We start from the raw sequence: 26,369 nt of genomic DNA, 5'->3' as shown, positions 1-26,369 counted from the left end.
CGGGTCCCCCGACCCGGCGCGGCGAGGCGTGCAGGGGATGCTGCCAGGGGAGCGGACGACCGGCCACCCGCGCGACCGCGCGACGCGCGAACGCGGCACGCACCAAGGCGGCAGGGGCGGAGGCGCGGCCGCCGCGCGGCGCCGGCGTCGCCCGCCGCCGCTCAGGCCGGCACGCCGGCCGCCCGGAGCACGTGCGCCACGAACTCGTCCTCGGGGACGGCGCCGACGAACTCCTCGACGTCGTTCACGATCGTCTTGGGCACGCCCATCACCTGGTACCGCGCCGCGAGGTCGGGGAACTCCTGGGCCTCGATGGCGTCGGCGACGACGTGGGCGCTCTCCACCGCGATGGCATGGGCCAGACCGGCCGCCTGGGGGCAGTACGGTCAAGTGGGCGTGAAGAACACCTTGATGTGAACTGGGCGTGAAATCCGGGCGAGCGCCTCCCGCGAGGCGGGCGACAGCCCGGACTCGCCGCGCGACACGTCGATGATGCCGTTGACGAGGTTGGGGAACTCGTGGCCGGCGGGCGCGCCGAGGTAGCGCACGCGCCCGCGCGCGGCGCCGGAGAGGATCGTGAGCGGGCCGGCCTCGTCGGGCGCCAGCCCGAGCGCCTCGCGCTGCTCGGGGGTGGGCAGGTCCAGGTACTCGAACGCGAGCTTCGGCGAGAGCGCCGCCACCTCCTCCAGCAGCTGGCGGATCTGCGGGGTGAGATCCCGGGCCGGCGGGGCGAGGGCGCTCGGGCCGACGAGCGTCAGCTTGACGTCGCCCTGCAGCGCGCCCTCCAGCTCCGTGCGGATCTGCTCCGCGTCGTCCTTGCCGATGAGCGCCATGTCGTGTCGCCTCCGCGCGGCCTCCGGGCCGCGAGCGTCCATACCTAGCGCCGGCCTGCCGCCGGCGCACGCGCCCGGGCGCCCGGCGGTGGTCCGCGCCGGGCGCCGGTCCTAGCTTTCACATCGTGCACGTCGCGATCGTCTCGACGCCGTTCGTGGCGGTGCCGCCCCCGGGCTACGGCGGGACCGAGCTGGTGGTGGACGCGCTGGCCCGCGCGCTGGTGCGGGCCGGCCACCGGGTGGCGGTGTTCGCGACCGGCGACTCGCGCGCCCCCGGGCTCCGCGCGACCTTCGAGGCGCCGGTCTGGCCGCCCGAGCCCTACGCCGGGCTGCTCCACTGCCGCTACGCGGCGGCGGAGATCGCCCGCGGCGGCTTCGACGTGGTGCACGCGCACCTCCCGGCCATGCTCGCGTTCACCGGCGCGCTGCACGCGCCGGTGGTCTACACCCTGCACCACGCGCCCGACGCGGCGCTCACGCGCTTCTACGCGCGCGTCCCGGCGGTGCTGCGCGTCGCCATCTCGCGGCGGCAGGCCGAGCTGTCGTCCCCGCCCGCGCACCGGGTGGTCCACCACGGCCTCGACCCGGACCTCTACCCCGACGTGGGCGAGGGCGACGGCGGCGGCGGCGCGTTCTTCCTGGGCCGGCTGGCGTGGTGCAAGGCGCCCGAGCTGGCGGTGGAGGCGGCGCGGCGGGCCGGCCTGCGCATCGACGTGGCCGGCGACGTGCACGCGGACGACGCGCACCCCGAGGGCTGGGACGACGAGGTGCTCGCGCCGGCGCTGGCCGCGCCGCACGTCGCCTGGACGCGGCGCGCCGGCCTCGCCGAGAAGCGGCGCCTGCTGGCCCGCGCCCGGGCGCTGCTCGTGCCGCTGCGCTGGGAGGAGCCGTTCGGGCTGGTGATGATCGAGGCGCTGCTGGCGGGCTGCCCGGTGATCGCGTTCCCGCTCGGCGCCGCGCCGGAGATCGTGGTGGACGGGATCGACGGGTTCCTGGTGCGCAACGCGGCGGAGATGGCGGCGGCGCTCCGGCGCGCCGGGCGGCTCGACCGGCGGATCATCCAGCGGCGGGCGCGCGAGCGGTTCTCGGCGGACCGGATGGCGTCGGACTACGTCGCGGCGTACCGGGCCGCCACCGCGCGCGCGGAGCCCGCCGCGCCCGCGGTGGACGAGGGGGGAGGATGGACGACGGCCGCGCCGTGATCGCACGCCCCGAGGAGCTGCTCGGCTACGCCGACCCGTCCGATCGCCCGGAGGCGACCGGGGTAGACAAGCTCGTCCTGAAGCGCGGCAACCTGTTCCTGGTCGCGAACCGGCTCGGGGACGTGGCCCCCGCCGGCGCGCGGGACCTCGGCCTGTTCCTCACCGACACCCGCCACCTGTCCGCCTGGCGGATGTCGGTGTCCGGCGGGCCGCTGCTCTGCCTGTCCTCGCAGGTCTCCTCCGACTACGTGGCCCAGGTGGACTTCACCGTCACGAGCCTCCACGAGGGCGACCTGCTCGGCCGCGAGCCGCTCAACTACGTCCACCTGCGCCGCGACATGCTCATCGACGACGTGCTGGTGGACCGGCTGGTGCTCACCAACTTCCAGGGCAAGGCGGTGGACGCGTGGATCGCCATGGAGTGGGCGGCCGACTTCGCCGACGTCTTCGAGATCCGCGGCGCCCGCCGCCGCGAGCGCGGCAGCTACCACGCGCCGAAGGTGGAGCGGGACCAGGTGGTGCTGCGGTACGACGGGCGCGACGGCCGGCGCTACGCCACCGAGGTGCGGATCCGCGGGGTGGGGCCGGACGGTGCGCCGGCGGCGCTCGCCTCGCTCGACGGCCGGGGCGCCCGCGTGAAGCTGCACCTCGAGCCGGCCGAGCACGTCGAGGTCCACTTCGCGGTGGCCGCGGGCATCGAGCACGGCGCGCCGGGCCGGACCCGCGGCCTCGACGAGGAGCGGCCGGTCCCGCCGTCGGCGCCGCGGCCGTTCGGCGCCCGGGCCTCGTGCACGCACGAGGCCTACTCGGCGTACGCCGCGCAGGCCACCCGGTTCGCCACCTCGAACGACCTCTTCACCTCCGCGCTCGAGCAGGCGGTCGCGGACCTGAAGGCGCTCACCGTCTACCACTTCGGCGCGCCGGTCATCTCGGCGGGCATCCCCTGGTACACCTGCCCGTTCGGCCGCGACGCGCTCATCGCGGGGTACGAGGCGCTGGTCGCGCAGCCCGAGGTGGCGCGCGACGCGCTCCGGTTCCTGGCCCGGCTGCAGGGCGAGCGCGACGACCCGACCCGCGACGAGGAGCCCGGCAAGATCCCCCACGAGATCCGCTTCGGCGAGATGGCGGCCGCCGGCGAGGTGCCGCACACGCCCTACTACGGCTCGGTGGACTCGACGCCGCTGTTCCTGATGCTGCTCTCCGAGTACGACCTGTGGACCGACGACCACGAGACCGTGGAGGCGCTGCTCCCCGCCGCGGAGCGCGCGCTCGCGTGGATGGACCGCTGGGCCGATCCCGACGACGACGGCCTGGTGGAGTACCAGCGGCGCACGCCGCAGGGGCTGCGGAACCAGGGGTGGAAGGACAGCCACGACGGCGTGCCGTTCGCGGACGGGACGCCGGCCGAGCCGCCCATCGCGCTGGTGGAGGTGCAGGGCTACTGCATCGACGCGCGCCGGCGCATGGCGGCGCTGCTCCGGCGGCGGGGCCGGCGCTCCGAGGCGCAGGCGCTGGTCACGGCGGCGCGGCTGCACGCGGAGCGGCTGGAGGAGCGCTTCTGGATGGAGGGGAAGGGGACCTACGCCATCGCGCTCGATCGCGACGAGCGCCAGGTGGACGCGGTGACCTCCAACCCGGGCCACCTGCTGTTCTCGGGCGCCATCTCCGACGCGCGCGCGCGCCAGGTGGCGGCCTCGCTGCTCGGGCGCGAGTCGTGGAGCGGGTGGGGCATCCGGACGCTCGCGGCCGGGCAGCGCGCCTACAACCCGCTCAGCTACCACGACGGCACCGTCTGGCCGCACGACAACGCGCTCTGCGCCATGGGCATGGCCTCCTACGGCATGACGCGGCAGGCGGGGCAGGTGCTGACCGGCCTCTGGGACGCGGCGCAGCACTTCCGCCAGCTCCGCATGCCCGAGCTGTTCTGCGGCCTGTCGCGCGCGTCCGGGCAGTTCCCGGTGAGCTACCCGGTCGCGTGCTCGCCGCAGGCGTGGTCCTCGGCGGCCTGGTTCCTGCTCGTGCGGGCCGTGCTCGGCCTGCAGGCGGACGCGCCGCGCCGGACGCTGCGGGTGGTGCAGCCCTGGCTCCCGCCCTGGCTCGACGAGCTGGTGCTGCACGGGCTCCGCGTCGGGCCCGCCCGGGCCAGCCTGCGGTTCACCCGCGGCAAGGCGAACGCGTTCGCCGAGGTGCTGGAGATCCAGGGCGGGGAGCTGAAGGTCCGGATCGAGGTCTGAGGGTGGGCGGGACGCCTGAAATGAAGCGGGCCGCGCTCGCGCGCGGCCCCGCCGGCGCACCCGCGCCGGGCACCACGGTGATCTCCGCCGCGCGCCCCGCAGGGCGGCTGCGGCGGTGGAGGGGATCGAGCGGCCGGCCCCGCTTCGATCAGGACGTACGACGGGAGCTGGGCCCCGCGCTTCGAGCGTTTGGCAGGAGCTTCGTCATGGCGGGGTCCGTGGCCGGCCTCCGGCGGGACTCGGGCTCCCCCGCTTCAATCCTCGTGCCGCGCCCGCGGGGCGGTCGCGGGCCGTGAAATCCGGCGATTGCGCGCGCCCGGGCCGGGACGGGGCTGTAATTCGGTGCGTCGCAGGCGACAGGAGGGTCCGGCGCCGGCGCCAGGACCGCGTTCGGCTCGCCCCGCCCCCGACGCGGGGTTAGGCTTGGCGGGCCGCCGGGGCGCGGCGGCGGAGGGGCGATGTTCGGATCACTCGACGAGGTGTCTGCGAAGCTGGCCGAGGCGGGGTACCTCCCGTCGCGCGAGATCGCGACGGCGGTCTACCTGGCGGACCGGCTCGAGAAGCCCATCCTGGTCGAGGGCCCCGCCGGCGTGGGCAAGACCGAGCTGGCGCACGCGTTCGCGCGGGCGGCCGGCCGCACCTTGATCCGGCTGCAGTGCTACGAGGGCCTGGACGAGTCCAAGGCGCTGTACGAGTGGGAGTACGCGAAGCAGCTCCTGTACACGCAGCTCCTCAAGGACCGGATCGGCGCCGCCGTGGAGGGCGCCGGCAGCCTCGCCGAGGCGGCCGACCGGATCGCGGGCGAGGGGAACGTGTTCTTCAGCGAGCGGTTCCTGGTGCCGCGGCCGGTCCTGCGCGCGCTCACCAGCGACACCCCGGCGCTGCTCCTGGTGGACGAGATCGACAAGGCCGACCCGGAGTTCGAGGCCTTCCTGCTGGAGGTGCTCTCGGACTGGGCCGTGACCGTGCCGGAGCTCGGCACGGTGCGCGCGCGCCAGGTCCCGCGGGTGGTGCTCACCTCCAACGCGGCCCGGGATCTCTCCGACGCCCTGAAGCGGCGCTGCCTCCACCTGTTCATCGACTTCCCGGCGCGCGAGCGCGAGCTCGCCATCGTCCGCGCCCGCGTCCCGGAGGCCTCCGAGGCGCTGGCGCGCAGCGTGGTCGCGACCGTGCAGAAGCTCCGCACGCTCGACCTGAAGAAGGCGCCGTCGATCTCGGAGACGCTGGACTGGGTGCGCGCCCTCGCGATCCTGAACGCCGAGCGGCTCGACCCGGCGCTGCTCGACCAGACGCTCAACCTCGCGCTCAAGTACGAGGCCGACGTGGCGCTCGCGCGCGAGCGCAAGGGCGAGCTCGCCGCCGCGGCGCAGCTCGGCTAGCGGGACGCGAGGCGAGCCCAGGGTAGCGCAGCGCGCGGCGCAGCCGCGCCCGCGGGGACCTCGCGCGAGCCCGCGAAGGCGGGCGCGCGAGGTCACGGGACCCGCGCAGTCCGGGGTGGGGCCCCGACGCGCTTCGCTCGGTGGGGCGGGGCGGCACGCCCCGTCGGATCGCCCCCCGCCTCAATCATCCTGCTCGGGCGTCGCCTTCCGCTGGCGGGAGGGGACCTGGACGCGCTCGCCGCCCGGCAGCGCGAGCGCGGTGAGCTTCCCGCCGTAGACGCACCCGGTGTCGATGCCGACGCACCGGACGCCCGGGGCCGGCTCGTCCACCACCACCTCCTCGCGCGCGTGGTGGCCGTAGACCACCGAGCTCGGCCCGGTCCACCGCTGTGCCCAGCGCACCACGCCCGCCTCGCCGCCGTGCTCGCGCGAGACCGGCCGGCCGGTGGCGTCGAGGAAGCGCAGCCGGATGAGCCAGTCCGGCGGCTGGCGCGAGAGCGGGCGGCCCGGCAGCAGCCCCCCGTGCACGGCGAGCCACCGGCCGTCGAGCCGGAGCGCGCGCGGCAGCGCGGCCATCCAGGCGAGGTCGTCGGGCGAGAGCCGCAGGTGCTCCTCGGTGCGCCTCGGGTCGAGCCGGACCGGGTTCCGGTGGTGCGGGTCCTCGCGCCGCCGCGCCTCGTGCGCCGCGTAGCGCAGGTGCTTCTCCTCGTGGTTCCCGAGCAGGCAGTCGGCCCCGAGCGCGCGGACGCGCCGGACCACGCCCACCGGATCGGGGCCGCGGTCCATCAGGTCGCCGAGGAACACCAGCCGGTCCCGCGCGGGCTCGTACCGCGCGGCGACGAGCAGGTCCTCGAGCTCCGCCAGGCAGCCGTGCACGTCGCCGACGACGAGGGTGCGCGAGGGGGCCATGGCGGGCGCAGTGTACCCTGCGGCCGGGCGAGGCCGGGAACGGACGTCACCGCTGCGGCCCGGCACGGCCCTGGACCGAGGTGGCGCGCGCGGGGCGGGGAGAGAGGCTCCCCGGGGACGGCGGCGGATCGAACCAGCCGCCGTACCCGGCGTCGATCACCTCGTCGTCGAGGGTGCCGCCCGCGCTCCGGGCGGCGATCCGCCACTCCCCCGCCACCCGGGCGACCAGGTACTCGCTCACCGAGCTCGCGAGCGAGGGAGCGCCTGACGCGCGCCACCAGCGCTCCCGGACCGTCACCACCGCCGTGCCGCGCGGGGCCCGGCGCACCGCGAGGAGCTGGAAGGACTCGAGCACGGTGCCGCGCGCCGCCTCGGCCCACGGTGCGAGCGGGTGCGACCCTCCGGCCGCCGCGGCGCGGTCGGCGTCGTCGAGGGCGCGGGGCGCGGTGAGCGCGCGCGCGCGGGCGTAGGTGCCCGGCGCCGGCGCGCCGGCGCGTCCCCGGACGGCGGGGGCGCGCGGCCCCGCGAGGCGCACCGCGTCGAGATATCGGAGCACGCACCGGGCCGGTCCGCGGAGGAGGTTCTCCGGGGGCGCGCCGGCGGCGGGCGCGGCGGGGCCCGCGGCGGCGGCGGCGGCGAGGAGCAGCGGGAGGAAGGGCATCGGCGGGAGCGGGCGCAGGAGCGCCGGCGCCGACACGTTCGGTCCACCCCGCGGCGGCGGCAATCCCGCTCCCCGCCGCGGCCGACCCGCACGGCGTGGCTCCGATGTGCGCGGATTCCGCGGGAAGACCGATGCCTAGATTGACGCGGGGGCAGGTTACACTCGGCCGCCCGAGCGGGAGCCCTCCCGCGGTCCACCATGGAACCCACGAAGCGCGTCCTCATCGTCGAGCCCGACCACGCATTCGCGCTGTCCCTGGCGTCGCTCTTCCACGAGGACGGGTGCGTCACCCGCCTCGCCGCCAGCGCCGCCGAGGCGGAGCTGGAGGTCGCGTCGCACCGGCCCGACCTGTGCGTGGTGCGCGCGGAGCTCCCCGACCTGTCGGGCTTCTCGCTGTGCGCGCAGCTCCGCCACGACCGCGCCACCGCGCGCCTGCCGGTGATCCTGTACGCGTCGGAGACGGCGCCCGAGGCCCTCGCCGAGCACGCGCGCACGCCATGGGCCGCGAACGGCTACCTGGCCATGCCGCTCGACACCGAGGCGCTCCGCAAGCTCGCCGGCGGGATCCTGGCCGCCGCCGAGCCCGAGCCGGAGAGCGCCGACGACGCGGTGCTGCCCGACGACGAGGTCCAGGCGCTCGACGCCGAGCTGGACGCGGCGCTGGACCCGGAGGCGCGCGCCGCCCGCGCCGCGCCCGAGGGCGGGGCCGAGGTCGCGGCCGAGGCGGCCGCCGAGGCCGCCGCCGCGCCGCCACCGGCCCACGAGGCCGGCGCCGCGCCGCCGCCGGTGCCGAAGAAGCCGCTGCGGTCCACGGTGACCGACGAGGACCGCCTCTTCGTGGACCGCGTGTTCCAGTCGATCTCCGAGCGCCGGGAGGATCTGCTCGCCGACGCGCACCGCCGGCGGCCGCCGCCGCGGCGCGAGCTGCTGCAGACGCCGGAGGGCCGGGCCGAGCTGCTGCGCGAGGACCTGCGCTGGCGCGAGGCGCAGCTGGCCCGGCTGGGCGAGATCTGGGCGGTGCGCGAGCGCGAGCTGGCCTCGTTCGACGCCCGCATGCACGAGCGCGAGGTGGAGCTGCAGGCGGCGAAGCTGCAGGTGGACGACCTGCTGCGGCGGCTCGCCGGGGCGCGCGACCTGTTCGTGGAGAAGGAGCGCGAGTTCGGCGCCTCGATCGACGGCCTCCTGCTGGAGAAGTTCGGGCAGGAGAAGGAGCTCATCGAGGTGGTCGCCGGCGCCGAGCGGCGCATCCACGAGCTGGAGCGCGAGGTGCGCCGCCGCGACGACGACCTGGCGCACCGCAAGGTCGCGCTGGACCGCGCGCAGGAGGAGATCGTCCGGATGGACCGGGCGGCGCGCGCGGAGGCGGCGCGGGCCGAGGCGCGCGAGCGCGAGCTGCAGGACGAGATCTCCCGCCGCACCGAGGAGGTCGCGGCCGCCGACGAGGCGCTCGCGCAGGCGCGGCGCGCGGCCGAGGACGCCGCGCGCGAGGCCGCGGCGCGGCTGGAGGAGCAGGCCGCGGCGCGCCGGGCGCTCGAGGAGGAGCTGGCGCGGGCGCAGGGCGAGGCCGCCGCGAGCGAGGGCGACCACGAGCGCCGCCACGCCGAGGCGGCGGCGCGGGAGGCGGCGCTCACGGCCGAGCGCGACCGGCTCCGCACCGAGTCGGAGCGGGACCGGGCGGCGCTCGAGCAGCGGCTGAACGCGGCGGAGGCCGCCACCGCCGAGGTGGAGGCCGAGCGCGACCGCGCCCAGCAGGCCGCGCGCGAGAACGAGGCGGCGCTGCAGGCGCGCATCGACGAGCGCGAGGACGCGATCCGCGAGCGCGAGCAGCGGCTGCGCCTGCTCGACGAGGAGTACAAGCGCTTCCGCGACACCGCGCGCGGGCGCGAGGACGACCTCGGCCGCGAGATCCAGGACCACCTGCAGCAGATCGGGTCGCTGGAGGGCGAGATCGAGGGGCTGGCGCGCGAGCTCGCGGAGCGCGAGGAGGAGGCGCGCGCCGAGGTCGAGGCGCTGCGGGCCGAGCTCGAGGCGGAGCGCGACGGGGCCCGGGCCGCCGCGGCCGAGGCGGCCCGCGAGGCGGCGGAGCGGCTGGAGGCGGCCGAGGCGGCCGGCGCCGCCGCGGCGCGCGAGCGCGATCGGACGAAGGAGGAGGCGGCGGCGGTCGGCCGCGCGCTGGCGGCGACGCGCGAGGAGGCGGCCGCGCGGGAGGCGGCGCTCTCCGAGGAGCGCGACGCGCTGCGGGCCGAGGCGGAGCGGCTGCGCGGGCTGGCCGACGGGGCGGGCCGGGAGCGCGACGCGCTCCGGGCGGCGCTCGCGGCGCGGGAGGAGGCGCTCGCGGCGGAGGCCGGGCGGGCGCGCGAGGCGGCGGCCGCGCGCGACGCGGCGCGCGCCGAGGCGCGCGCGCTGGACGAGCGCCGCGCGGAGCTGGAGGCGGCGCTCGCGGAGACCCAGGCCCGCGCGCGCAGCGCCGAGGACACGGTGGTGGCGGCGCGGGAGGAGATCGCCCGCGCGACCGCGCGCGCGGCCGAGGACGCGTCCGCCGCCGCGGCCCGCGAGGCGGCGCTCGCCGCCCGCGAGGCGGAGGCGCGGGCCCGCGGCGAGGCGCTGGAGGCCGAGCTGGCCGAGGCGCGGGCGGCGCTCGAGGCGGCGCGGGCCGAGGCGGGCCGCGAGGCCGAGGCGCTCCGCGCGGCCGCGGCGCAGGCGGAGGCCGCGCGCGACGAGGCGCGCCGGCAGGCGCAGCGGCGCGAGGGAGAGCTGGGCAAGGAGCTGGCGGCGCGCGCGGAGGCGAGCCGGAAGGCGGAGGCGCGCGCGGAGGCCGCCGAGGCCGAGGCGGAGGCGCGCGCGGAGCGCGTGGCCGCGCTGCAGCGCGAGCTGGCCGAGGCCCGCGAGGTGCGCGAGGCGCTCTCGCGCGAGATGGAGCGGAAGGTCGGCGAGCTGGGCTCCCGGGTGGAGGAGCAGGCGGGCCTGCTCGCCGCCGCGTCCCGCGAGGCGGACCGGCTGCAGGGCGAGCTCTCCGCGGCGCGGCAGGCCGCGGCGGCGCGCGAGGCCGAGCTGGCCGGCGAGGCCGGGCGCTCCGCCGCGCGCGCGGAGGAGCTGGCCGGGCTGCTCGCGGACGCGTCGCGGGAGCGCGACGAGACGCGGACGCAGCGCGACGCGCTGGCCGCCGAGCTGGAGTCCGCCGGCGCCGAGCGCGCCGGCCTGCGCGAGGAGTTGCGGCGCGCGGAGGCCGCGCGGCAGGTGGCCGACGCCGAGCGGGCGCGCCTGGAGACGGAGCTGACGCGGGCCGCGGCCGAGCGCGCCGAGGCCGAGGAGCGGTCCCGGGCCCGGGCGGCGGCGGTGGAGGCCGAGCACGCGCGCCGCGAGGAGGAGCTGCTCTCGGAGCTGGCCCGCAAGACCGAGGCCGCCGAGTCGCTGCACGCGCGCTTCGAGGAGCTGTCGCGCGAGCGCGCCCGCCGCGAGGAGGACCTCCAGGCGGAGCTGACCGCGCGGGCCGAGGGGCTCCGCGCGGCCGAGCGGCGCGAGCGCGCCGCGGCCGAGCAGGCGACGGCGCGCGCCGAGGAGGACCGGCGGCGCATCGCCGAGGCCGACGAGCGCGCGACCTCGGCCGCGGCCGGGCGCGACGCGGCGGAGCGGGCGCTGGAGGAGGCGGAGCGGCGCGCCGGGGAGGGCGCCGCCGAGCGCGCCGCCGCGGCGGAGCGGGCCGAGCGCGCCGAGCGGCGCGCGGGCGAGGTGGACCAGGCGCTGGCCGCGGCGCTGCGGGAGCGGCAGCGCGTCGAGGCCGAGCTGCTCGGCCGCGTGACGCGGGCCGAGGCCCGCGCGGCCGAGCTGAAGGTCCGCGCCGAGCAGGCGGCGCGCGAGGCCGCCGGCGCGCAGGCCGGGCGCGCGCGGGTCCTGGAGCTGGAGGCGGCGCTGGCCGCCGCCGGCCAGGCCCGGGCGCGGGCCGAGAAGGATCTCGCGGCGCGGGCGGCCGCGGCGGAGGCGCGGGCGGCCGAGGCGGCCCGGCGGCTGGATCAGCTCGGCGCCGAGCGGCGCGAGGCGGAGGGGCGCGCCGCGCGCGCGGTGGAGGAGGCGCAGGCGCGCTTCCGCGAGGAGCTGCAGCGGCGCGACCAGGCCCGGGCCCAGGAGCTGGCCCGCCTCCAGGCGGCGCTGCAGGAGCGGGCGCGGCGGGAGAAGGCCCTGGAGCTCGAGGTGGCGCGGCTGCGCGGCGGGCGGAACGTGGCCGCCCCCGCCTCCGGCGTGGCGCCGGCCGAGGCCGCGCCGGCCGCCGCGGTGAAGGACCCCGTCAAGTAGCGCGGGGGCGGCCCCGCGGACGGGCGCTCACGCATCCGCCTCGGCGTCGGCGGTGGTGCGCACGTCCCGGCGCCGGCCGGGGTGGACGCGCATCCCGGCCTCGTGGGCGCGGACGGCGTCGCGCCCGGCGCGCTTCGCCGCGTAGAGCGCGGCGTCGGCCGCGTCGATGAGCGCGCCCAGCTCCCGGGCGTCGTCGGGCCACACCGCCACGCCGACCGAGATGGTCACGTGGCCGCGCTCGGAGGCGTCGTGCGGGAGGGCCGCGGCCTCCACCGCCTGCCGGAGCTTCTCCGACGCGAGCAGCGCCGCCTCGCGGTCGGCGCGCGGGAAGATCACCGCGAACTCCTCGCCGCCGTAGCGGGCCACCAGGTCCACCTTGCGGACCGCGCCCGCGAGCAGCTCCGCCACGCGGCGCAGGATGCCGTCGCCCGCCGCGTGCCCGAACGCCTCGTTGAACTGCTTGAAGCGGTCCACGTCCACCAGGGCCAGCGCCATGGGGTGGTCGAAGCGCTCGCAGCGCTCCCGCTCCATGTCGAGGCGCGCGAACAGGCTGCGCCGGTTGTGCACGCCGGTGAGCGCGTCGCTTTGCGAGAGCCGGACCATCTTCTGGTGGAGCCGGGCGTTCTCGATGGCGAGCGCGGCCTGGCCGGCGACCGACTCGAGCAGCCGGACCTCGTCGGGCGCGAACGCGTCCGTGGCGGGCCGGAAGAACGCCAGCACGCCGGCGCAGTCCTCGCGGTGGATCATGGGGACGGCCAGGATCGAGCCCAGCGCCTCGCCCTGCCAGGCCAGCACCGGCCGGCGCGGGTCGGCGCCGGTGTCCTTGACGAGCACGGTCGCGCGCTCGCGCACCGCCCAGCCGGCCGGGCCCTCGCCCGCCCGGATGCGCACGCCGGTCGCGGAGTCCGGCAGCCCGGACACGCTCCGCACCACCAGGTCGCCGGTGCCCTCCTCGGCGAGGAGCAGCGCGAACGCGTGGTCGCCGAGGCCCCGGCCGACCAGCTCGGTGAGCGTCGCGACGAGCCGGTCCAGCTCGAGCGTCCCGCCCAGCCGCCGCGCCAGGTCGAACAGGAGCGTCAGCTCCTTCACGCGCGCCTCGAGCTGCGCCGTCAGGACCCGCTCGCGCTCGTCCTCGAGGCGGCGGGCGTGCAGGTCGGTGAGCGCGGCCAGGGTGGTGTTGAACGTCTCCGCCACCATCCCCAGCTCGTCCGGGCCCTCCACCGGCAGCCGGTAGAGGTAGTCGCCCTCGCGCACGTGGCGCAGGCCGGCGGCCAGGCGCTGGAGCGGCTGCTCGATCACCCAGCGCATGGCGAGCGCGAACGTGACCCACATCAGCGCGCCGAACAGCAGGACCGCCAGCACCGCGATGCCGTAGACCGGCTCGAGGTCCGGCGCGGCGAAGCGGGTCCGGTGCCGCAGCCAGAGCACCAGCGCCAGCGTGAACGCCAGCGAGGGGAGCCCCACCGCGACGAGCAGCTTGCGGCCGAGGGAGCGTCGGATCGAGCGGAGCATGGGCAGGACCGGCAAGCGTAGTGCCCGCGCGGGAGGCGATCAAGGACCGCCGCGCCCCGCCGCGCGCGCCCTCTGGTATGAGAGCGGGATGGACCTCGTGCGCTCGGCGCTCCTGGCGGCCTGGCCGCACGGCTTCACCACGCGCGCCGGCGGCGCCTCGCCCCCGCCCTGGGACGCGCTGAACCTGGGCGGCGCGGTCGGCGACGATCCGGCGCGCGTGGCCGAGAACTGGGGGCGGCTGGAGGCGGCCACCGGGCTGGGCTTCGCCCGGGTCCGGCAGGTGCACGGCGCGCGCGCGGTGCGGCTCGACGCGCCCTGCGCGCCGGCGGAGGAGGCCGACGCCGTCGTGTCGCTCCGCGCCGGCGTGGCCGCCTGCGTCTCGGTGGCCGACTGCGTGCCGGTGCTGCTGGCGGACCCCGACGGCGGGGCCGTGGCGGCCGTGCACGCCGGCTGGCGCGGGACGCTCGCCAGGGCGGCAGGGGAGGGCGTGCGGGCGCTGTGCCGCGAGGCCGGGGCGCGCCCGGAGCGGCTGCTCGCCGCCATCGGCCCGTCCATCGGCCCCTGCTGCTACGAGGTCTCGCCGGACCTGGCCGCGCGCTTCGCCGCCGCGCTCGGGCCGGGCGTGGTCCGCGACGGGCCGGCCCCGCGCCTCGACCTCTGGGAGGCGAACCGGGCCGTGCTGCTCGAGGCCGGGGTGCGCCCGGAGCACGTCGATCGCCTGGACCGCTGCACCGCCTGCGAGCCGGCGCGGTTCTTCTCCCACCGGCGCGACGCCGGGCGCACGGGTCGGCAGATCGCCTTCATCGCCCCACCCGGCCCGATGCCGGGGGCGGCCCCCCTTCCTTGACGGAAAGCCGGGGTCACCTAGAATTTCCCGGATCTTGAGACCCTTCGTGCGAGAGGCCTCGGCGGCCCTGCTCCTCGTCGCCGGCTGCGCCGGCGGCGCCGTCTCGCGCGAGGACGTGGACGGCCTCCGCGGCGAGCTGCGCGCGCTCCGGCGCGAGAACGAGGAGCTGTCGCGGCGGGTCGAGGCGCTCTCCGGCCAGGTGGACGCGCTCGCCGTCCGCGGCCGCGCCGCCCCGGCGCGCCCGGCCTCGGCCCCGGTCCCCCCGCGCCCGGCGCCCGAGCCGCGCCCGGTCGAGCCGGAGGTCTCCGGCTTCGTGTCCGCGGTCCCGGTCGTGCCGCCGGATCTCCAGGTGGTGAAGCTCGCGCCCCCGCGCGCGAGCCCGGCGCGCGCGGCGCGCGCGGCGCCGCCGGTGCCCACCGCGGTGCGCATCGCCGAGCCGGATCCCGCGCGCCTCGACGCCCTGGCCTCGCCGGGCGGCCGCGGGATCGCGGCCGAGGCCGACGGGGAGCTGCGCGCGGCGCGGCGCAAGGGCGGGCTGGACCGGGCCCACGCGCTCGAGGACTTCACCGCCCGCTACCCGCGCCACCCGGCCGCCGACAACGCGCTGCTCGAGTCGGCGGAGGCGTACGCCGCGGCCGGACGCAACGAGGCCGCGTGCGCGCTGGTGCGCCGGACCGCGGACGAGTACCCGGCCGGCGACGCCATGAGCGCCGCGCTGGAGCGGCTCGCCGCGTGCGCCGCCCGGCTCGGCCGCGCCGACGAGGAGCGCAGCCTCCTCCAGCGGCTCGTAGACGATTACCCGGGGACCCCGGCCGCGCAGCGCGCGGGCGGACGCCTCGGCCACCTCTCCGCGCGGGCGGGCGATGCGTCGCCGGCCGCCGCGGCCACAAGGAGCGCTCCATGATCCGCAAGCACGTCGTCGCCCTGCTGGCCCTCGTCCCGGCCGCCGCGCTCGCCCAGGCCGGCGCGCTCGACGCGGCCCGCGGCGTCCAGGCCACCTCGGACCAGGGGAACGCGCGCGTGGAGCAGGCCATCGACGCCGCCACCGGCGCGAGCGCCGCGCCGGCGGACGCGCCGCCCGCGGGCGACGCGGTGCCGCTCGCCGCCGAGGCCGAGGGCACCCCGCCCATCGAGCTCGGCGCCGCGCCCGAGGCCGTCCCCGCCGCCGGCGGCGCCGGGAACCCGGAGACGTACACGGTCCGCGAGGGCGACACGCTCTGGGACATCTCCGGGCGCTTCCTCTCGAACCCCTGGTACTGGCCCAAGATCTGGTCCTACAACCCGGAGATCACCAACCCGCACTGGATCTACCCGGGCAACCTGCTCCGCTTCTACCCGTTCGCCGACGAGGCGCCCGCGCGCGTCGAGGCGGTCGCCGGCGTGGACGAGGTGGAGGAGGAGCCCGCGCCGGTGCGCGAGCTGGAGGACTTCTCCCGCGCCGACATGAAGGCCCCGGCCTCGGCCGAGGAGCAGGACGTGGTGGCGGTGTCCGGCCCGTACAAGATCGGCTTCGTCCCGGCGAAGCAGCGCTATGCGCTCCACGAGAGCTTCGTCACGCCGGGCGAGCTGGACGAGTCCGGCGCGATCGAGGCCGCGTTCGAGGAGAAGCTCATGCTGTCCTCGCTCGACCGCGGCTACGCGCACTTCAAGCGCGCGGCCGGCGTGAAGCCCGGCGAGACGTACGTGGTCTACAAGACCGAGCGGCCGATCCGGCACCCGATCACGAAGGAGCTGTTCGGCTACCAGACCCGCATCCTCGGCTCGGCCAAGGTGGTGGCGGTGGACGACAAGGCCGCCACGCTCGTGATCGCGAGCGCGAACGACGTCATCGAGCGCGGCGCGCTGCTCGGGCCCTGGACCGACAAGGTGTTCCGCCCGGTGAACCCGCGCGCGAACCAGCGCGACCTGCACGGCGTGATCATCGCCTCGCCGGTGTCGGTCGTGACCCAGTTCGCCGAGCACCAGGTGGTGTTCGTGGACCGCGGCAGCGCCGACGGCGTCCAGACCGGCAACAGCCTCAAGGTGGTCCGTTCGGGCGACCTCTACGGCCTGGAGCCCAACGCGGTCCCGAACGACCCGGCCCTCCCGAAGGAGGACGTGGGCGACCTGCTGGTCATCGACGCGCGCGAGCACGCCTCGGCCGCGCTGGTGACGCGCAGCCGCGTCGAGCTGCTCGTGGGCGACCGCTTCGAGATGCGGACCGCGCGCGCGCTCCCCCAGTAGGCGGCGGGGCGGACGCTGGCCGTCCGGCGGCCGGGCGGGCGGGGGATTGCCCCGTCTTCCTGGGGTCTTTTCGTGCACGCCCCATGCATGCGTCCCGGCGGCCTCGCTTGACGCTGTGGGACCCCACGGGTATATGGCCCGCCTTCACAGGCTCGCACCGCAGCAACCACCTTGCCCCTCGACGCGCGCACCCTCCGGCCCGGAGACGGCCACTATCCCGAGCGCCTGGCGCGCCTCGCGGACGCGCCTCGCCAGCTCCGCGTGCGCGGCGAGCTGGGGACGGCGGCCTGCAGCGTCGCGCTGGTCGGCGCGCGGGCGACCGACGAGTACGGCGAGCTGCTGGCGCGCGACCTGGCGGCCGGGCTGGCGCGGGCCGGGGTGTCGGTGATCTCCGGCGGCGCCGCGGGCGTGGACGGCGCCGCCCACCGCGGCGCGCTCGAGGCCGGGGGCCACACCGTCGCGGTGCTCGGCACCGGCGTGGACGTCGCCTACCCGGCCCAGCACCGCGCGCTGTTCGCGCGCATCCTGGGGGCGGGCGGCGCGCTCGTGTCCGAGCTGCCGGACGGGAGCCCCGGGCTGCGCCACCACTTCCCGGCCCGCAACCGGATCATCGCGGCCCTGGCGGACGCGGTGGTGGTGGTGCGGGCGCGGCAGGGGAGCGGCTCGCTCATCACCGCGTCGTGGGCCCGCGCCCAGGGCGTGAAGGTGTTCGCGGTGCCGGGCGACGTGCGCGACCCGCTGTCGGCGGGGCCGCTCGCGCTGCTGCGCGAGGGCGCCGGGGTGGCGGCGAGCGCCGCGGACGTGCTCGCGGGGCTGGGCCTCGCGGCGCCCGCCCCGGTCCAGGCGGAGCTGCCCGCGCTCGACGACCGGGGCTCGGCCCTGCTCCGGGCGCTGGGGCGGCGGCCGCGCCACGCCGACGAGCTCGCCCGCGAGGCGGGCATCCCGGTGGGAGCCGCGCTGGCGGGGCTCCTGACGCTCGAGCTGGAAGGTCTGTGCGAGCAGCGGCCGGGCCATTACTTTCTGCGCCGCAGTCGAGAGGGGATCTAGAGGATGGCGAAAGAGCCGAAGACGGGCGCGGTCGCGGTGAAGAAGAAGAAGGCCGCGGCAGCCCCGAAGGAAGCGACGGCCGTCGCCGAGGCGGAAGCCCCGAAGACCCCCCGCCGCGCAGCGCGGAAGACCTCCACCGGGACCAGCCTGGTCGTGGTGGAGTCGCCCGCCAAGGCGAAGACCATCAAGAAGTACCTGGGGCGGGCGTACGACGTGAAGGCGTCGGTCGGCCACGTGAAGGACCTGCCCAAGTCCAAGATCGGCGTGGACGTCGAGAAGGGCTTCCTCCCCGAGTACGACGTCATCAAGGGGAAGGCGAAGGTCCTCTCGGAGATCAAGCGCGCCGCGCGGACCGCCGACCACGTCTTCCTCGCGACCGACCCCGATCGCGAGGGCGAGGCGATCGCCTGGCACATCTCGGAGGAGCTCGGCTCGGAGGGCGGCGACGCGCGGGTGCGCCGGGTGCTCTTCAACGAGATCACCAAGACCGCCATCCAGAAGGCCATCGAGAAGCCGCTCGACCTCGACCGCAAGAAGTTCGACTCGCAGCAGGCCCGCCGGATCCTCGACCGGCTCGTCGGCTACCAGATCAGCCCCATCCTCTGGAAGAAGGTCCGCCGCGGCCTCTCCGCGGGGCGGGTGCAGTCGGTGGCGGTGCGCCTGGTGGTGGAGCGCGAGCGCGAGATCGAGGCGTTCGTGCCGGTGGAGTACTGGTCGCTCGACGCCGACCTCGCCGCGCAGGTCCCGCCCGACTTCCGCGCCAAGATCTTCAAGGTGGACGGCCAGAAGGCCGACCTGAAGCAGGGCGAGGAGACGCTGGCGCTGGTGAAGGAGCTGGAGGGCGCCCGGTACGTGGTCGCCTCGGTGGACCGCAAGGAGCGCAAGCGCAACCCGCCGCCGCCCTTCACCACCGCGAAGCTCCAGCAGGAGGCGGCGAACCGCCTCGGCTTCAGCCCGAAGAAGACCATGACGCTGGCGCAGCGCCTGTACGAGGGCGTCGAGCTCGGCGACGAGGGGGCCATCGGCCTCATCACGTACATGCGCACCGACTCGGTGCGGCTCGCCACCGAGGCCGTGGACGCGGTGCGCGCCCACATCCAGCAGGCGTACGGGAAGGACCACCTGCCGGAGCAGGCCAACGTCTACAAGACCAAGGCGAAGGCCGCGCAGGAGGCGCACGAGGCGGTGCGCCCCACCTCGCTGGAGTGGACGCCCGACCGCGTGGCGCCGTTCTTCGACCAGATGGGCGAGCGCGACATGTACCGGCTCTACGAGCTCATCTGGAACCGGTTCGTCGCCTGCCAGATGGTCCCGGCCGTCTACGACCAGACCGCGGCGGACATCGCCGCCGGCCGGGCCGTGTTCCGGGCCACCGGGTCGATCCTCAAGTTCCCCGGCTACCTCGCCGTCTACGGCGCGAAGCCGCCGGAGGAGGAGGCCGGCGCCGAGGAGGAGAAGTCGAACGGCGACGCCGCCGAGCCGGCCGCCCGCGCCGAGGACCGCCAGCTCCCGCCGCTCGAGGCCGGGATGGAGCTGCGGCTGCTGAAGCTGCTGCCCGAGCAGCACTTCACCCAGCCGCCGCCGCGCTTCAACGAGTCGTCGCTGGTGAAGGAGATGGAGGAGCGCGGCATCGGCCGGCCCTCCACCTACGCGGCCATCCTCGACACGATCCAGGAGAAGGGCTACGTCGAGAAGCTCGAGAAGCAGTTCAAGCCGACCCACCTCGGCGTGCTGGTGACCGACGAGCTGGTGCGGGCGTTCCCGCGCGAGATGGACATCGCGTTCACCGCGTCGATGGAGGAGAAGCTCGACGAGATCGAGGAGGGCAGCGCCGGCTGGCAGCGCGTCCTCGAGGAGTTCTACGTCAGCTTCAAGGAGGACCTCGCCAAGGCGGACGAGGCCATGCGCAACGTGAAGGCGCAGGCCATCGAGACCGACATCACCTGCGAGAAGTGCGGCCAGCACAAGATGGTCATCAAGTGGGGCCGCAACGGCGAGTTCCTCGCCTGCCCCGGGTACCCGGAGTGCCGGAACACCATGAACTTCCGGCGCGAGGACGGGAACATCGTCCCGGAGAAGGAGGAGGACGTCCCGGTCGAGGACAAGTGCCCGGAGTGCGGCGCCGACATGGTGATGAAGCGCGGCCGCTTCGGCCGGTTCCTCGCCTGCACGCGCTACCCGGACTGCAAGGGCACCAAGCCCGTCTCGATCGGCGTGACCTGCCCGAAGGGCTGCGGCGGCTACATCAGCGAGAAGCGCTCCCGCCGCGGGAAGACGTTCTACGGCTGCTCGTCCTACCCGAAGTGCGACTTCGTGGCCTGGGACCGCCCGCGGAACGAGACCTGCCCGCAGTGCGGCAGCGCCTACCTGCTGGACAAGTACTCGAAGAAGACCGGCCCGTTCGTCGCCTGCCCGAACAAGGAGTGCGGCTACCGGCGCGAGGCCGAGCCGCGCGAGGGCGGCGCGGCGGCGGCGCAGGTCGAGCCGGCCAAGGCGTAGCGCCCCGCGGCCGCCGCGGACACGCGAAGGCCGGCGCCGGGGCTCCCCCGGGCCGGCCTCCGGCGCACCCGGGCTACATCGTGGGCGGCTCGCCCTGGAGCGCGTACTGCGCCCGCTCGCGGCGCTGCGCGCACTCGGTGCAGAGCAGCGCGTAGGGCAGGGCGGCGAGGCGGCGCGGGTCGATGTCCTGCTCGCAGTCGCGGCAGATGCCGTACTCCCCGGCGTCCACGCGCGCGAGGGCGGCGTCGATCAGCACGAGCTCGCGGCGCTGGTTCTCGCCGAGGCGCGCCAGCGTGTACTGCTCGTGCTCGGCCTGCGCGCCCTCCTCGAACTCGGGATCGCGGTCCGCCGCCCGCAGCGCGTCGAGCTCGGCGCTCGCGCGGCGCGAGGTCTCGAGGAGCGTGCGGCGCCGCCGGAGCAGCTCGGCCCGCAGCGGCCCAAGGTCCTTGTCGCTCACGTTGCGTTCCTTTCGCAGCGGGGATAGATGGAGCGCGCCCGGCCCGGCCATCCCCTCCGCCGCCGCCGTCCCGGGCCGTGCGCGCTCCTCGTGACGTTGCGCACCCTCCGGGCGCGCGGCCAGGACGGTCGGCCGGACGAGGCGACGGGGAGCGCCTGCAGGGCGGGCGACCGGCCGGGGCGCGGCGGAGACGGAAGGGGCGCATGGGCGACACGCGGGTGACCGTGATCGGGGGAGGCCTGGCGGGGAGCGAGGCGGCGTGGCAGCTCGCGCGCGCGGGCGTGGCCGTCGAGCTCGTCGAGATGAAGCCGGAGCGCCGCTCGCCGGCGCACGTCCTGCCCGGCCTGGCCGAGCTGGTGTGCTCCAACTCGCTCCGCTCCGACAACCCGCAGAACGCCGTCGGCCTGCTCCACGAGGAGCTGCGCCGCCTCGGGAGCCTCGTGCTCGGCTGCGCGGACGCGACGCGCGTGCCCGCCGGCGACGCGCTCGCGGTGGACCGCGAGCGGTTCAGCGAGGCGGTCACGGCGCGGCTCTCGGGCCACCCCGGCGTGCGAATCGTCCACCGCGAGGTGGAGGACCTGCCGCCGCCCCCCGCGCTCGCCGTGATCGCCACGGGGCCGCTCACCGGCGACGCGCTGGCGGCGCGCCTCGCCGAGGCCACCGGCGGGCGCCTGCACTTCTACGACGCCATCGCGCCCATCGTGGCGGCGGAGTCGATCGACCGGAGCATCGCGTACGCGCGCTCCCGCTACGGCAAGGGGAGCGGCGACGACTACCTGAACCTGCCGCTCGACGAGGCGCAGTACCACGCGTTCGTGGACGCGCTGCTCCAGGGCGAGAAGGTGCCCGCGCACGGCTTCGAGGAGCCGCGGTACTTCGAGGGCTGCCTGCCGATCGAGGTCATGGCGGAGCGCGGGACGGAGGTCCTCGCCCACGGACCGCTCAAGCCGGTGGGGCTCGAGGACCCGCGCACCGGGCGCTGGCCGCACGCGGTGGTGCAGCTCCGCCGCGAGGACGTCGAGGGCACCGCCTGGAACCTGGTGGGCTTCCAGACGCGCCTCACCTGGCCGGAGCAGCGCCGCATCTTCCGCGCGTTCCTCCCCGGCCTCGCGAACGCCGAGTTCGTCCGGCTCGGCCAGATCCACCGCAACACGTTCGTGGACGCGCCCCGCGTCCTCGCGCCGGACCTGTCGGTGCGCGCCGCCCCGCACCTGTTCCTGGCCGGGCAGATCACCGGCGTGGAGGGGTACGTGGAGTCGGCCGCCTGCGGGCTGATGGCGGCGCGGGCGGTGCTGGACCGGCTGGCGGAGCGGGCCTTCCGGCCGCCCCCCGCGGCGACCGCCCTGGGCGCCCTCCATCGACATCTCACCGGCGAGGCGCATCCGCCGGGGTACGATTACCAGCCGAGCAACGTGGTCTTCGCGCTGTTCCCCCCGCTCACCGGGCGCCACCGCGGCAAGGCCGGCCGCAAGGAGGCCCACGTGGAGCGGGCGCGCAAGGAGCTGGCACCGTGGATCGACACCGCACCACCCCCCGCCGTCCCCGCCGCGGGCTGACCGGCGCCGCCGCGCTGGCGCTCGCGCTCGCCGCCGCGTCCTGCAGCGCGAGGAAGGAGCCGGAGTCCGCCGCCGGCGGCGCGGCGGGGCGCGCCCTGCTGCGCGGCCCGGTGCGCGCCGTGAAGGCCTCGGCCGACGGCGCCTGGCTGGCGGTGCTCGAGGGCTGCAACGAGGCGCGCGGGCAGTTCCTGCCGCCGCGCACCGCGAGCTGCGACCTGCGGCTGGTGCCGAGCGCGGGCGGGGAGGCGCGCCGGGTGGCGGGCGCGGTCACCACGCTCCCGCACGGCCTGCTCTGGAGCCCGGCCGGCGCGACGCTCGCGGCGCTCGGCGACTACGACTACCCGACCGCGCGCGGCACGCTGGTGGTGGCGCGGGCGGGCGGCGCGCCGCGGACGCTCGGGACGGCGGTGTCGTTCGCCGGGTTCGCCCCCGGGACCGAGGACCTGCTGTTCGTCGCCGACGGCCGGCTGCTCGTGTCGCGCGGCGGCGGCGAGCCCGAGCCGGTGGCGGGGCTGGACCGGGTGGGCTCGCTCGAGGCCGGGCCGGGCTGGGGCGGCGGGGACGGGCCGGCGCTGCTGGTGCGCCAGGGCGCCTCGGCCGGCGCGGCGCTGTCGGTGGTCGGGGCGGACGGGCGGGCGCGCCGCGTGGCGGAGCGGAGCGGCGACTACGCGCTCGCGCCGGGCGGCGCGTACGCGTACACCGTGCAGGACGGGGGCGGCTACGCGCTCCACCTGGCCGGCCCGCGCCAGGCGGTGCTCGGCAAGGACGTGCAGGCGTTCGCGTTCTCCCGCGACGGCCGCGCCCTCGCGTTCCTGGCGGACGCGACCCCCGGGAAGCAGGGCGACCTGCACCTGGTCCTGGCGGCGAAGCCCGGCGACGCGGTGCTCGCGCGCGACGTGGGCGAGCTGCGCTGGGCGCAGCGGGCGCCGCGGCTCGCCTGGCTGGAGCGCTTCGACGCCCGGGTCCGCTCCGGCACCGCCGGCGCGGGCGGGCTCGACCTGCCCTCGCGCACCTACGGCGCCAACGTGACCGACCTCGAGCTCTCCGCCGACGGCAAGCGCCTCGCGTTCCTGCAGCACACCACGCGCGGCGGGTACTCGGTGGACCTGATGCTCGCGCAGCTCGACGCCCCCCCGGGCACCGCCGCGGTGCAGGTGGCGCAGGGCGCGTTCGGCTTCTCCTTCTCGCCGGACGCGCGCTGGCTCTACTACCGGACCCGCTGCGTCCGGAACGGAGAGGGCTGCGACGTGGAGCGCGTCCCGGCCGAGGGGCTCGCCGCCGGCGCGAAGCCGGAGCGGGTGGTGGACGGGGCGAAGAGCTTCGAGTACGACCCGCGCGACCCCGGGCGGCTGCTGGTCACCTGGCAGCGCATGGACCGCGACGCGCTCGACGTGGGCGTCTGGAAGGACGGGAAGCTGACGCGGGTGGACACCTACGTGCTGCCCGGCTCGGCCCAGTTCCTAGGCCCGGACTCGCGCCGCCTGGCGTACGCCGTCCTCCACGAGAAGCGCCAGGGCGCCTACGTGGCCGAGCTGCCGCCCTAGCCTCCGCCAGGAACTATCGCGCCCGGCGGCGCGGTGGTACGCGATCCCCGATGACCCCCGACGCGGCCGCCCCCACCGAGCTGCCGGAGGAGCTCCGGCGCTTCGACGCGTACCTCGCCTCGGAGAAGCGGGCGTCCCCGCACACGCGCAAGGCGTACCAGGTGGACCTGGCCCAGTACGCGGCCTACCTCGCCGACCAGGGCCAGCCGCTCGTGCCGTCCTCGCCCGCGCTGGTGCGCGGCTTCCTGGCGCGGCAGGCCGGCGCCGCCGGGGCGGTGAGCCTCGGCCGCAAGCTCTCCGCGCTGCGCTCGCTGTACCGCTTCCTGGTGCGCGAGGGGCTGGCGCCCGGGAACCCCGCCCGCGCGGTCGCCAGCCCGAAGCGGCCGAAGCGCCTGCCGGAGGTGCTGCCCGAGGAGGAGGTCGCGGCGCTGGTGGAGACGCCGGACGCCGCCGGCGAGGCGCCGCTCGCGCTGCGCGACCGCGCGTTCCTGGAGCTGCTGTACGGGAGCGGGCTGCGCGTCTCCGAGCTGACCGGGCTCGACCTCGAGGACCTCGATCTCGCCGGCGGGCTGGTGCGCGTGCTCGGCAAGCGGAACAAGGAGCGCATCGTGCCGTTCGGCGCCCCGGCCGCGGAGGCGCTCCGGCGCTACCTGGACGGCGCCCGCCCGGTGCTGGCCGCGGGGCCGGACCACGCCGGCGCCGCGGAGGCGGTGTTCCTGAACTTCCGCGGCGGCCGTCTCACCAGCCGGTCGGTGGCGCGCCGCCTGGACGGCTGGGTGCTCGCCTCCGGCCTGCCGCGCCACGTGCACCCGCACGTGCTGCGCCACTGCTTCGCCACGCACCTGCTCGGCAACGGCGCCGACCTGCGCGGCATCCAGGAGCTGCTCGGGCACGCCTCGCTCTCCACCACGCAGCGCTACACGCACCTCGACTGGAAGCGGCTCGCGGCGGTCTACGACGCGGCCCATCCGCGCGCGCACGCGGGCGCCGCGGGCGGCGCGGGGGGCGCCGACCCGGAAGGCGGCGCTCGCGGCGCGGCGCCCGGCCGCAGCGCCAGGGGCGGCCGCGGCGCGCGCTGACGCGGGGACGGGCGAGGGCGCGGGGCGGGCCGCCGTGAATCGTTGCCCCCCGGCCGCGGCCGCGCTACCTCTCGGACATGCGCCCCATGCACGGAACGACCGTCCTCTGCGTGCGCCGCGAGGGCAGGGTGGTGATCGCCGGCGACGGCCAGGTCACCCTGGACAAGACCGTCATGAAGGCCACCGCCCGCAAGGTCCGGCGGCTGGGCGAGGGTCAGGTGGTGGCGGGGTTCGCCGGCGCGACCGCCGACGCGTTCCAGCTCTTCGAGCTGTTCGAGAAGAAGCTGAAGGAGCACGCGCGCTCGCTGCCGCGGGCCGCGGTGGAGCTCGCGAAGCAGTGGCGCACCGACCGGATGCTGCGCCGGCTGGAGGCGCTGCTGGTGGTGGCCGACCGCGAGCACGTGCTGGTGCTGTCCGGCGCGGGCGACGTCATCGAGCCGGACCCGGTGGCGAACGGCGCGGCGGTGGCGATCGGCTCCGGCGGTCCCTACGCGCTCGCCGCGGCGCGCGCGCTGCTCGCCCACTCCTCGCTCGACGCGCGCCGGGTGGCCGAGGAGGCCATGAAGCTCGCCGCCGAGATCTGCATCTACACGAACGGCAACCTCACCATCGAGGAGCTGTGATGGCGCCGAGCGCGAAGCCGCAGGACCTCACGCCCCGGGAGATCGTGGCGGAGCTGGACCGCTACGTGGTCGGCCAGGCGCAGGCGAAGCGCGCGGTCGCGATCGCGCTGCGCAACCGCTGGCGCCGGCAGCGCGTCGGCCCCGAGCTGCGCGACGAGATCCTGCCCAAGAACATCATCATGATCGGCCCCACCGGCGTGGGGAAGACCGAGATCGCGCGGCGGCTGGCGCGGCTCGCCGGCGCGCCGTTCGTCAAGGTCGAGGCGTCCAAGTTCACCGAGGTCGGCTACGTCGGCCGCGACGTGGACTCGATGATCCGCGACCTGGTCGAGGCGGCGGTGAAGCTGGTGAAGGAGGAGGAAATCGCGAAGCTGCGCGAGCGCGCGCGCGAGGCGGCCGAGGAGAAGGTCCTCGACGCGCTCGGCTTCGGCTCCGGGTTCGGCCTCGGCTTCCGCAACCCGTTCGGCGGGCGGGGCGCGCCGGCCGAGGAGCCGCAGGCCGCGCCCGCGTCGCACCCGGCCGGCTCGGCGGCCGGCGCCCGCGACAAGGCGCGCGCGCAGCTCCGCGCCGGCACGCTCGACGACGACCTGGTGGAGGTGGAGCTCTCGGAGCGCTCCATGCCGGTGATGCCGTTCATGGGCCCGGGCATGGAGGACATGGCGCAGGGGCTCCAGGACATGGTCCAGAACCTGGGGAACAACCCGCTGCTCGGGATGCTGGGCGGCGGCGGCCGCAAGCGGAAGCGCAAGGTGAAGGTGAAGGAGGCGCTCGAGCTGCTCACCGACGAGGAGGCCGCGCGGATGGTGGACATGGAGCGCGTGACGCGCGAGGCGCTCGACCGGGCGCAGAACGCCGGCATCGTGTTCATCGACGAGATCGACAAGATCGCCGGCGGCGACGGCGGCGGCGTGCGCGGGCCGGACGTCTCGCGGGGCGGCGTGCAGCGCGACCTCCTGCCCATCGTCGAGGGGTCGAACGTCAACACGAAGTACGGCGTGGTGAAGACCGACCACATGCTGTTCGTGGCCGCCGGCGCGTTCCACGTCGCGAAAGTCTCCGACCTCATCCCCGAGCTGCAGGGGCGCTTCCCCATCCGCGTGGAGCTGGAGCCGCTCACGCGCGAGGACCTGGTGCGCATCCTCAAGGAGCCGCGCAACAGCCTGGTGCGGCAGTACACCGCGCTGCTCGCCACCGAGGGCGTGGACGTGCAGATCCGCGACGACGCCGTGGACGAGATCGCGCGCATCGCCGCGGAGGTGAACGAGCGCATGGAGAACATCGGCGCGCGCCGCCTCCACACCGTGATGGAGCGCCTGCTGGACCAGCTCTCGTTCGAGGGCTCGGAGCTGCGGGGGCAGCGGATCGTGGTGGACGCCACCTACGTGCGCGACCGGCTCCAGGGCATCGCGCAGGACGAGGACCTCTCGCGCTACATCCTCTGAGGCGCGGGCGCTCGCGGATCTGGAACTCTCCG

Annotated in this window: 19 protein-coding genes; 14 read left to right on the top strand and 5 right to left on the bottom strand. The window is 76.8% G+C overall.

The features are described 5' to 3' along the window. Positions 1–161 precede the first annotated feature (161 nt). Positions 162–833, bottom strand: coding sequence for a protein disulfide oxidoreductase (pdo, locus tag ADEH_RS14060; RefSeq protein WP_081436919.1), 672 nt, complete (start codon positions 831–833; stop codon positions 162–164). A gap of 125 nt (positions 834–958) precedes the next feature. On the opposite strand from pdo, the gene ADEH_RS14055 reads away from it, so the two are divergent. From ADEH_RS14055 to ADEH_RS14045, 3 genes are all read left to right on the top strand, one after another. Continuing rightward, positions 959–2,035 carry a glycosyltransferase gene (locus tag ADEH_RS14055; protein ID WP_011421762.1) on the top strand — a complete coding sequence of 359 codons (1,077 nt, stop codon included), beginning with the start codon at positions 959–961 and terminating at the stop codon, positions 2,033–2,035. Next, the gene (locus ADEH_RS14050) at positions 2,014–4,269 is read left to right on the top strand and encodes an amylo-alpha-1,6-glucosidase (RefSeq protein WP_011421761.1); all 2,256 of its coding nucleotides are present in this window, start codon (positions 2,014–2,016) and stop codon (positions 4,267–4,269) included. Before ADEH_RS14055 ends, ADEH_RS14050 begins: the two co-directional genes overlap by 22 nt. A gap of 458 nt (positions 4,270–4,727) precedes the next feature. Next, positions 4,728–5,648 carry an AAA family ATPase gene (locus ADEH_RS14045; protein WP_011421760.1) on the top strand — a complete coding sequence of 307 codons (921 nt, stop codon included), beginning with the start codon at positions 4,728–4,730 and terminating at the stop codon, positions 5,646–5,648. 180 nt (positions 5,649–5,828) lie between these two features. Here the strand turns inward: ADEH_RS14045 and ADEH_RS14040 are convergent, their stop codons facing one another. Together ADEH_RS14040 and ADEH_RS14035 are read right to left on the bottom strand one after the other, a co-directional pair. Next, complete coding sequence (locus ADEH_RS14040; protein WP_011421759.1) at positions 5,829–6,557, bottom strand: metallophosphoesterase family protein; 729 nt, start codon at positions 6,555–6,557, stop codon at positions 5,829–5,831. Between the two features lie 46 nt (positions 6,558–6,603). Then, positions 6,604–7,218 carry a hypothetical protein gene (locus ADEH_RS14035; protein WP_232287282.1) on the bottom strand — a complete coding sequence of 205 codons (615 nt, stop codon included), beginning with the start codon at positions 7,216–7,218 and terminating at the stop codon, positions 6,604–6,606. A gap of 198 nt (positions 7,219–7,416) precedes the next feature. Here ADEH_RS14035 and ADEH_RS14030 point away from each other — a divergent pair, with 198 nt between their 5' ends. Beyond that, complete coding sequence (locus ADEH_RS14030) at positions 7,417–11,508, top strand: response regulator (protein WP_011421757.1); 4,092 nt, start codon at positions 7,417–7,419, stop codon at positions 11,506–11,508. 27 nt (positions 11,509–11,535) lie between these two features. Here ADEH_RS14030 and ADEH_RS14025 read toward each other — a convergent pair whose 3' ends face one another. Beyond that, positions 11,536–13,020, bottom strand: coding sequence for a diguanylate cyclase (locus tag ADEH_RS14025; RefSeq protein WP_011421756.1), 1,485 nt, complete (start codon positions 13,018–13,020; stop codon positions 11,536–11,538). A gap of 88 nt (positions 13,021–13,108) precedes the next feature. Between ADEH_RS14025 and pgeF the strand changes: the two genes are divergently transcribed. The 5 genes from pgeF (at position 13,109) to topA (ending at position 19,636) form a co-directional block, all read left to right on the top strand. Next, complete coding sequence (gene pgeF, locus ADEH_RS14020; RefSeq protein WP_011421755.1) at positions 13,109–13,867, top strand: peptidoglycan editing factor PgeF; 759 nt, start codon at positions 13,109–13,111, stop codon at positions 13,865–13,867. Positions 13,868–13,901: 34 nt separating this feature from the next. Continuing rightward, entirely contained in the window at positions 13,902–14,771 is an 870-nt protein-coding gene (locus ADEH_RS14015; RefSeq protein ID WP_232287281.1) for a tetratricopeptide repeat protein, read from the top strand. Beyond that, the gene (locus ADEH_RS14010) at positions 14,768–16,090 is read left to right on the top strand and encodes a LysM peptidoglycan-binding domain-containing protein (protein WP_011421753.1); all 1,323 of its coding nucleotides are present in this window, start codon (positions 14,768–14,770) and stop codon (positions 16,088–16,090) included. The genes ADEH_RS14015 and ADEH_RS14010 overlap by 4 nt, the downstream gene beginning before the upstream one ends. Before the next feature lie 171 nt (positions 16,091–16,261). After that, the gene (dprA, locus tag ADEH_RS14005; RefSeq protein ID WP_011421752.1) at positions 16,262–17,137 is read left to right on the top strand and encodes a DNA-processing protein DprA; all 876 of its coding nucleotides are present in this window, start codon (positions 16,262–16,264) and stop codon (positions 17,135–17,137) included. Between the two features lie 3 nt (positions 17,138–17,140). Beyond that, positions 17,141–19,636, top strand: coding sequence for a type I DNA topoisomerase (gene topA, locus ADEH_RS14000; protein ID WP_011421751.1), 2,496 nt, complete (start codon positions 17,141–17,143; stop codon positions 19,634–19,636). Between the two features lie 73 nt (positions 19,637–19,709). Here topA and ADEH_RS13995 read toward each other — a convergent pair whose 3' ends face one another. Continuing rightward, the gene (locus ADEH_RS13995) at positions 19,710–20,144 is read right to left on the bottom strand and encodes a TraR/DksA family transcriptional regulator (protein WP_011421750.1); all 435 of its coding nucleotides are present in this window, start codon (positions 20,142–20,144) and stop codon (positions 19,710–19,712) included. Between the two features lie 152 nt (positions 20,145–20,296). Here ADEH_RS13995 and trmFO point away from each other — a divergent pair, with 152 nt between their 5' ends. The 5 genes from trmFO to hslU all read left to right on the top strand — a co-directional run bounded on the left by trmFO (position 20,297) and on the right by hslU (position 26,337). After that, positions 20,297–21,649: a methylenetetrahydrofolate--tRNA-(uracil(54)-C(5))-methyltransferase (FADH(2)-oxidizing) TrmFO gene (trmFO, locus tag ADEH_RS13990; RefSeq protein ID WP_011421749.1), complete on the top strand. Its 1,353-nt coding sequence runs from the start codon at positions 20,297–20,299 to the stop codon at positions 21,647–21,649. Beyond that, positions 21,604–23,193, top strand: coding sequence for a hypothetical protein (locus ADEH_RS13985; protein ID WP_011421748.1), 1,590 nt, complete (start codon positions 21,604–21,606; stop codon positions 23,191–23,193). The genes trmFO and ADEH_RS13985 overlap by 46 nt, the downstream gene beginning before the upstream one ends. Positions 23,194–23,243: 50 nt before the next feature. Beyond that, a complete protein-coding gene (gene xerC, locus ADEH_RS13980) occupies positions 23,244–24,272 on the top strand; it encodes a tyrosine recombinase XerC (RefSeq protein ID WP_011421747.1) in 1,029 nt (342 codons plus the stop codon). A 77-nt stretch (positions 24,273–24,349) separates the two neighbouring features. Continuing rightward, on the top strand, positions 24,350–24,895 hold the full coding sequence (hslV, locus tag ADEH_RS13975) for an ATP-dependent protease subunit HslV (RefSeq protein WP_011421746.1): 546 nt from the start codon (positions 24,350–24,352) through the stop codon (positions 24,893–24,895). Next, a complete protein-coding gene (gene hslU, locus ADEH_RS13970) occupies positions 24,895–26,337 on the top strand; it encodes an ATP-dependent protease ATPase subunit HslU (RefSeq protein WP_011421745.1) in 1,443 nt (480 codons plus the stop codon). Before hslV ends, hslU begins: the two co-directional genes overlap by 1 nt. The last annotated feature ends 32 nt before the right edge of the window (positions 26,338–26,369 follow it).

Origin of the sequence: Anaeromyxobacter dehalogenans 2CP-C, assembly GCF_000013385.1 — a bacterium.
Lineage (GTDB): Bacteria > Myxococcota > Myxococcia > Myxococcales > Anaeromyxobacteraceae > Anaeromyxobacter > Anaeromyxobacter dehalogenans_B.
The sequence above is the reverse complement of the archived record's forward strand: the minus strand, read 5'-3'. Positions and strand labels throughout refer to the sequence as shown.

Excerpts from the sequence above, each read along its gene's own strand:
- ADEH_RS14050 (WP_011421761.1), top strand. The coding sequence starts at position 2,014 with ATGGACGACGGCCGCGCCGTGATCGCACGCCCCGAGGAGCTGCTCGGC.
- ADEH_RS14045 (WP_011421760.1), top strand. The coding sequence starts at position 4,728 with ATGTTCGGATCACTCGACGAGGTGTCTGCGAAGCTGGCCGAGGCGGGG.
- ADEH_RS14040 (WP_011421759.1), bottom strand. The coding sequence starts at position 6,557 with ATGGCCCCCTCGCGCACCCTCGTCGTCGGCGACGTGCACGGCTGCCTG.
- ADEH_RS14035 (WP_232287282.1), bottom strand. The coding sequence starts at position 7,218 with ATGCCCTTCCTCCCGCTGCTCCTCGCCGCCGCCGCCGCCGCGGGCCCC.
- ADEH_RS14030 (WP_011421757.1), top strand. The coding sequence starts at position 7,417 with ATGGAACCCACGAAGCGCGTCCTCATCGTCGAGCCCGACCACGCATTC.
- ADEH_RS14025 (WP_011421756.1), bottom strand. The coding sequence starts at position 13,020 with ATGCTCCGCTCGATCCGACGCTCCCTCGGCCGCAAGCTGCTCGTCGCG.
- pgeF (WP_011421755.1), top strand. The coding sequence starts at position 13,109 with ATGGACCTCGTGCGCTCGGCGCTCCTGGCGGCCTGGCCGCACGGCTTC.
- ADEH_RS14010 (WP_011421753.1), top strand. The coding sequence starts at position 14,768 with ATGATCCGCAAGCACGTCGTCGCCCTGCTGGCCCTCGTCCCGGCCGCC.
- topA (WP_011421751.1), top strand. The coding sequence starts at position 17,141 with ATGGCGAAAGAGCCGAAGACGGGCGCGGTCGCGGTGAAGAAGAAGAAG.
- ADEH_RS13995 (WP_011421750.1), bottom strand. The coding sequence starts at position 20,144 with ATGGCCGGGCCGGGCGCGCTCCATCTATCCCCGCTGCGAAAGGAACGC.
- trmFO (WP_011421749.1), top strand. The coding sequence starts at position 20,297 with ATGGGCGACACGCGGGTGACCGTGATCGGGGGAGGCCTGGCGGGGAGC.
- xerC (WP_011421747.1), top strand. The coding sequence starts at position 23,244 with ATGACCCCCGACGCGGCCGCCCCCACCGAGCTGCCGGAGGAGCTCCGG.
- hslV (WP_011421746.1), top strand. The coding sequence starts at position 24,350 with ATGCGCCCCATGCACGGAACGACCGTCCTCTGCGTGCGCCGCGAGGGC.
- hslU (WP_011421745.1), top strand. The coding sequence starts at position 24,895 with ATGGCGCCGAGCGCGAAGCCGCAGGACCTCACGCCCCGGGAGATCGTG.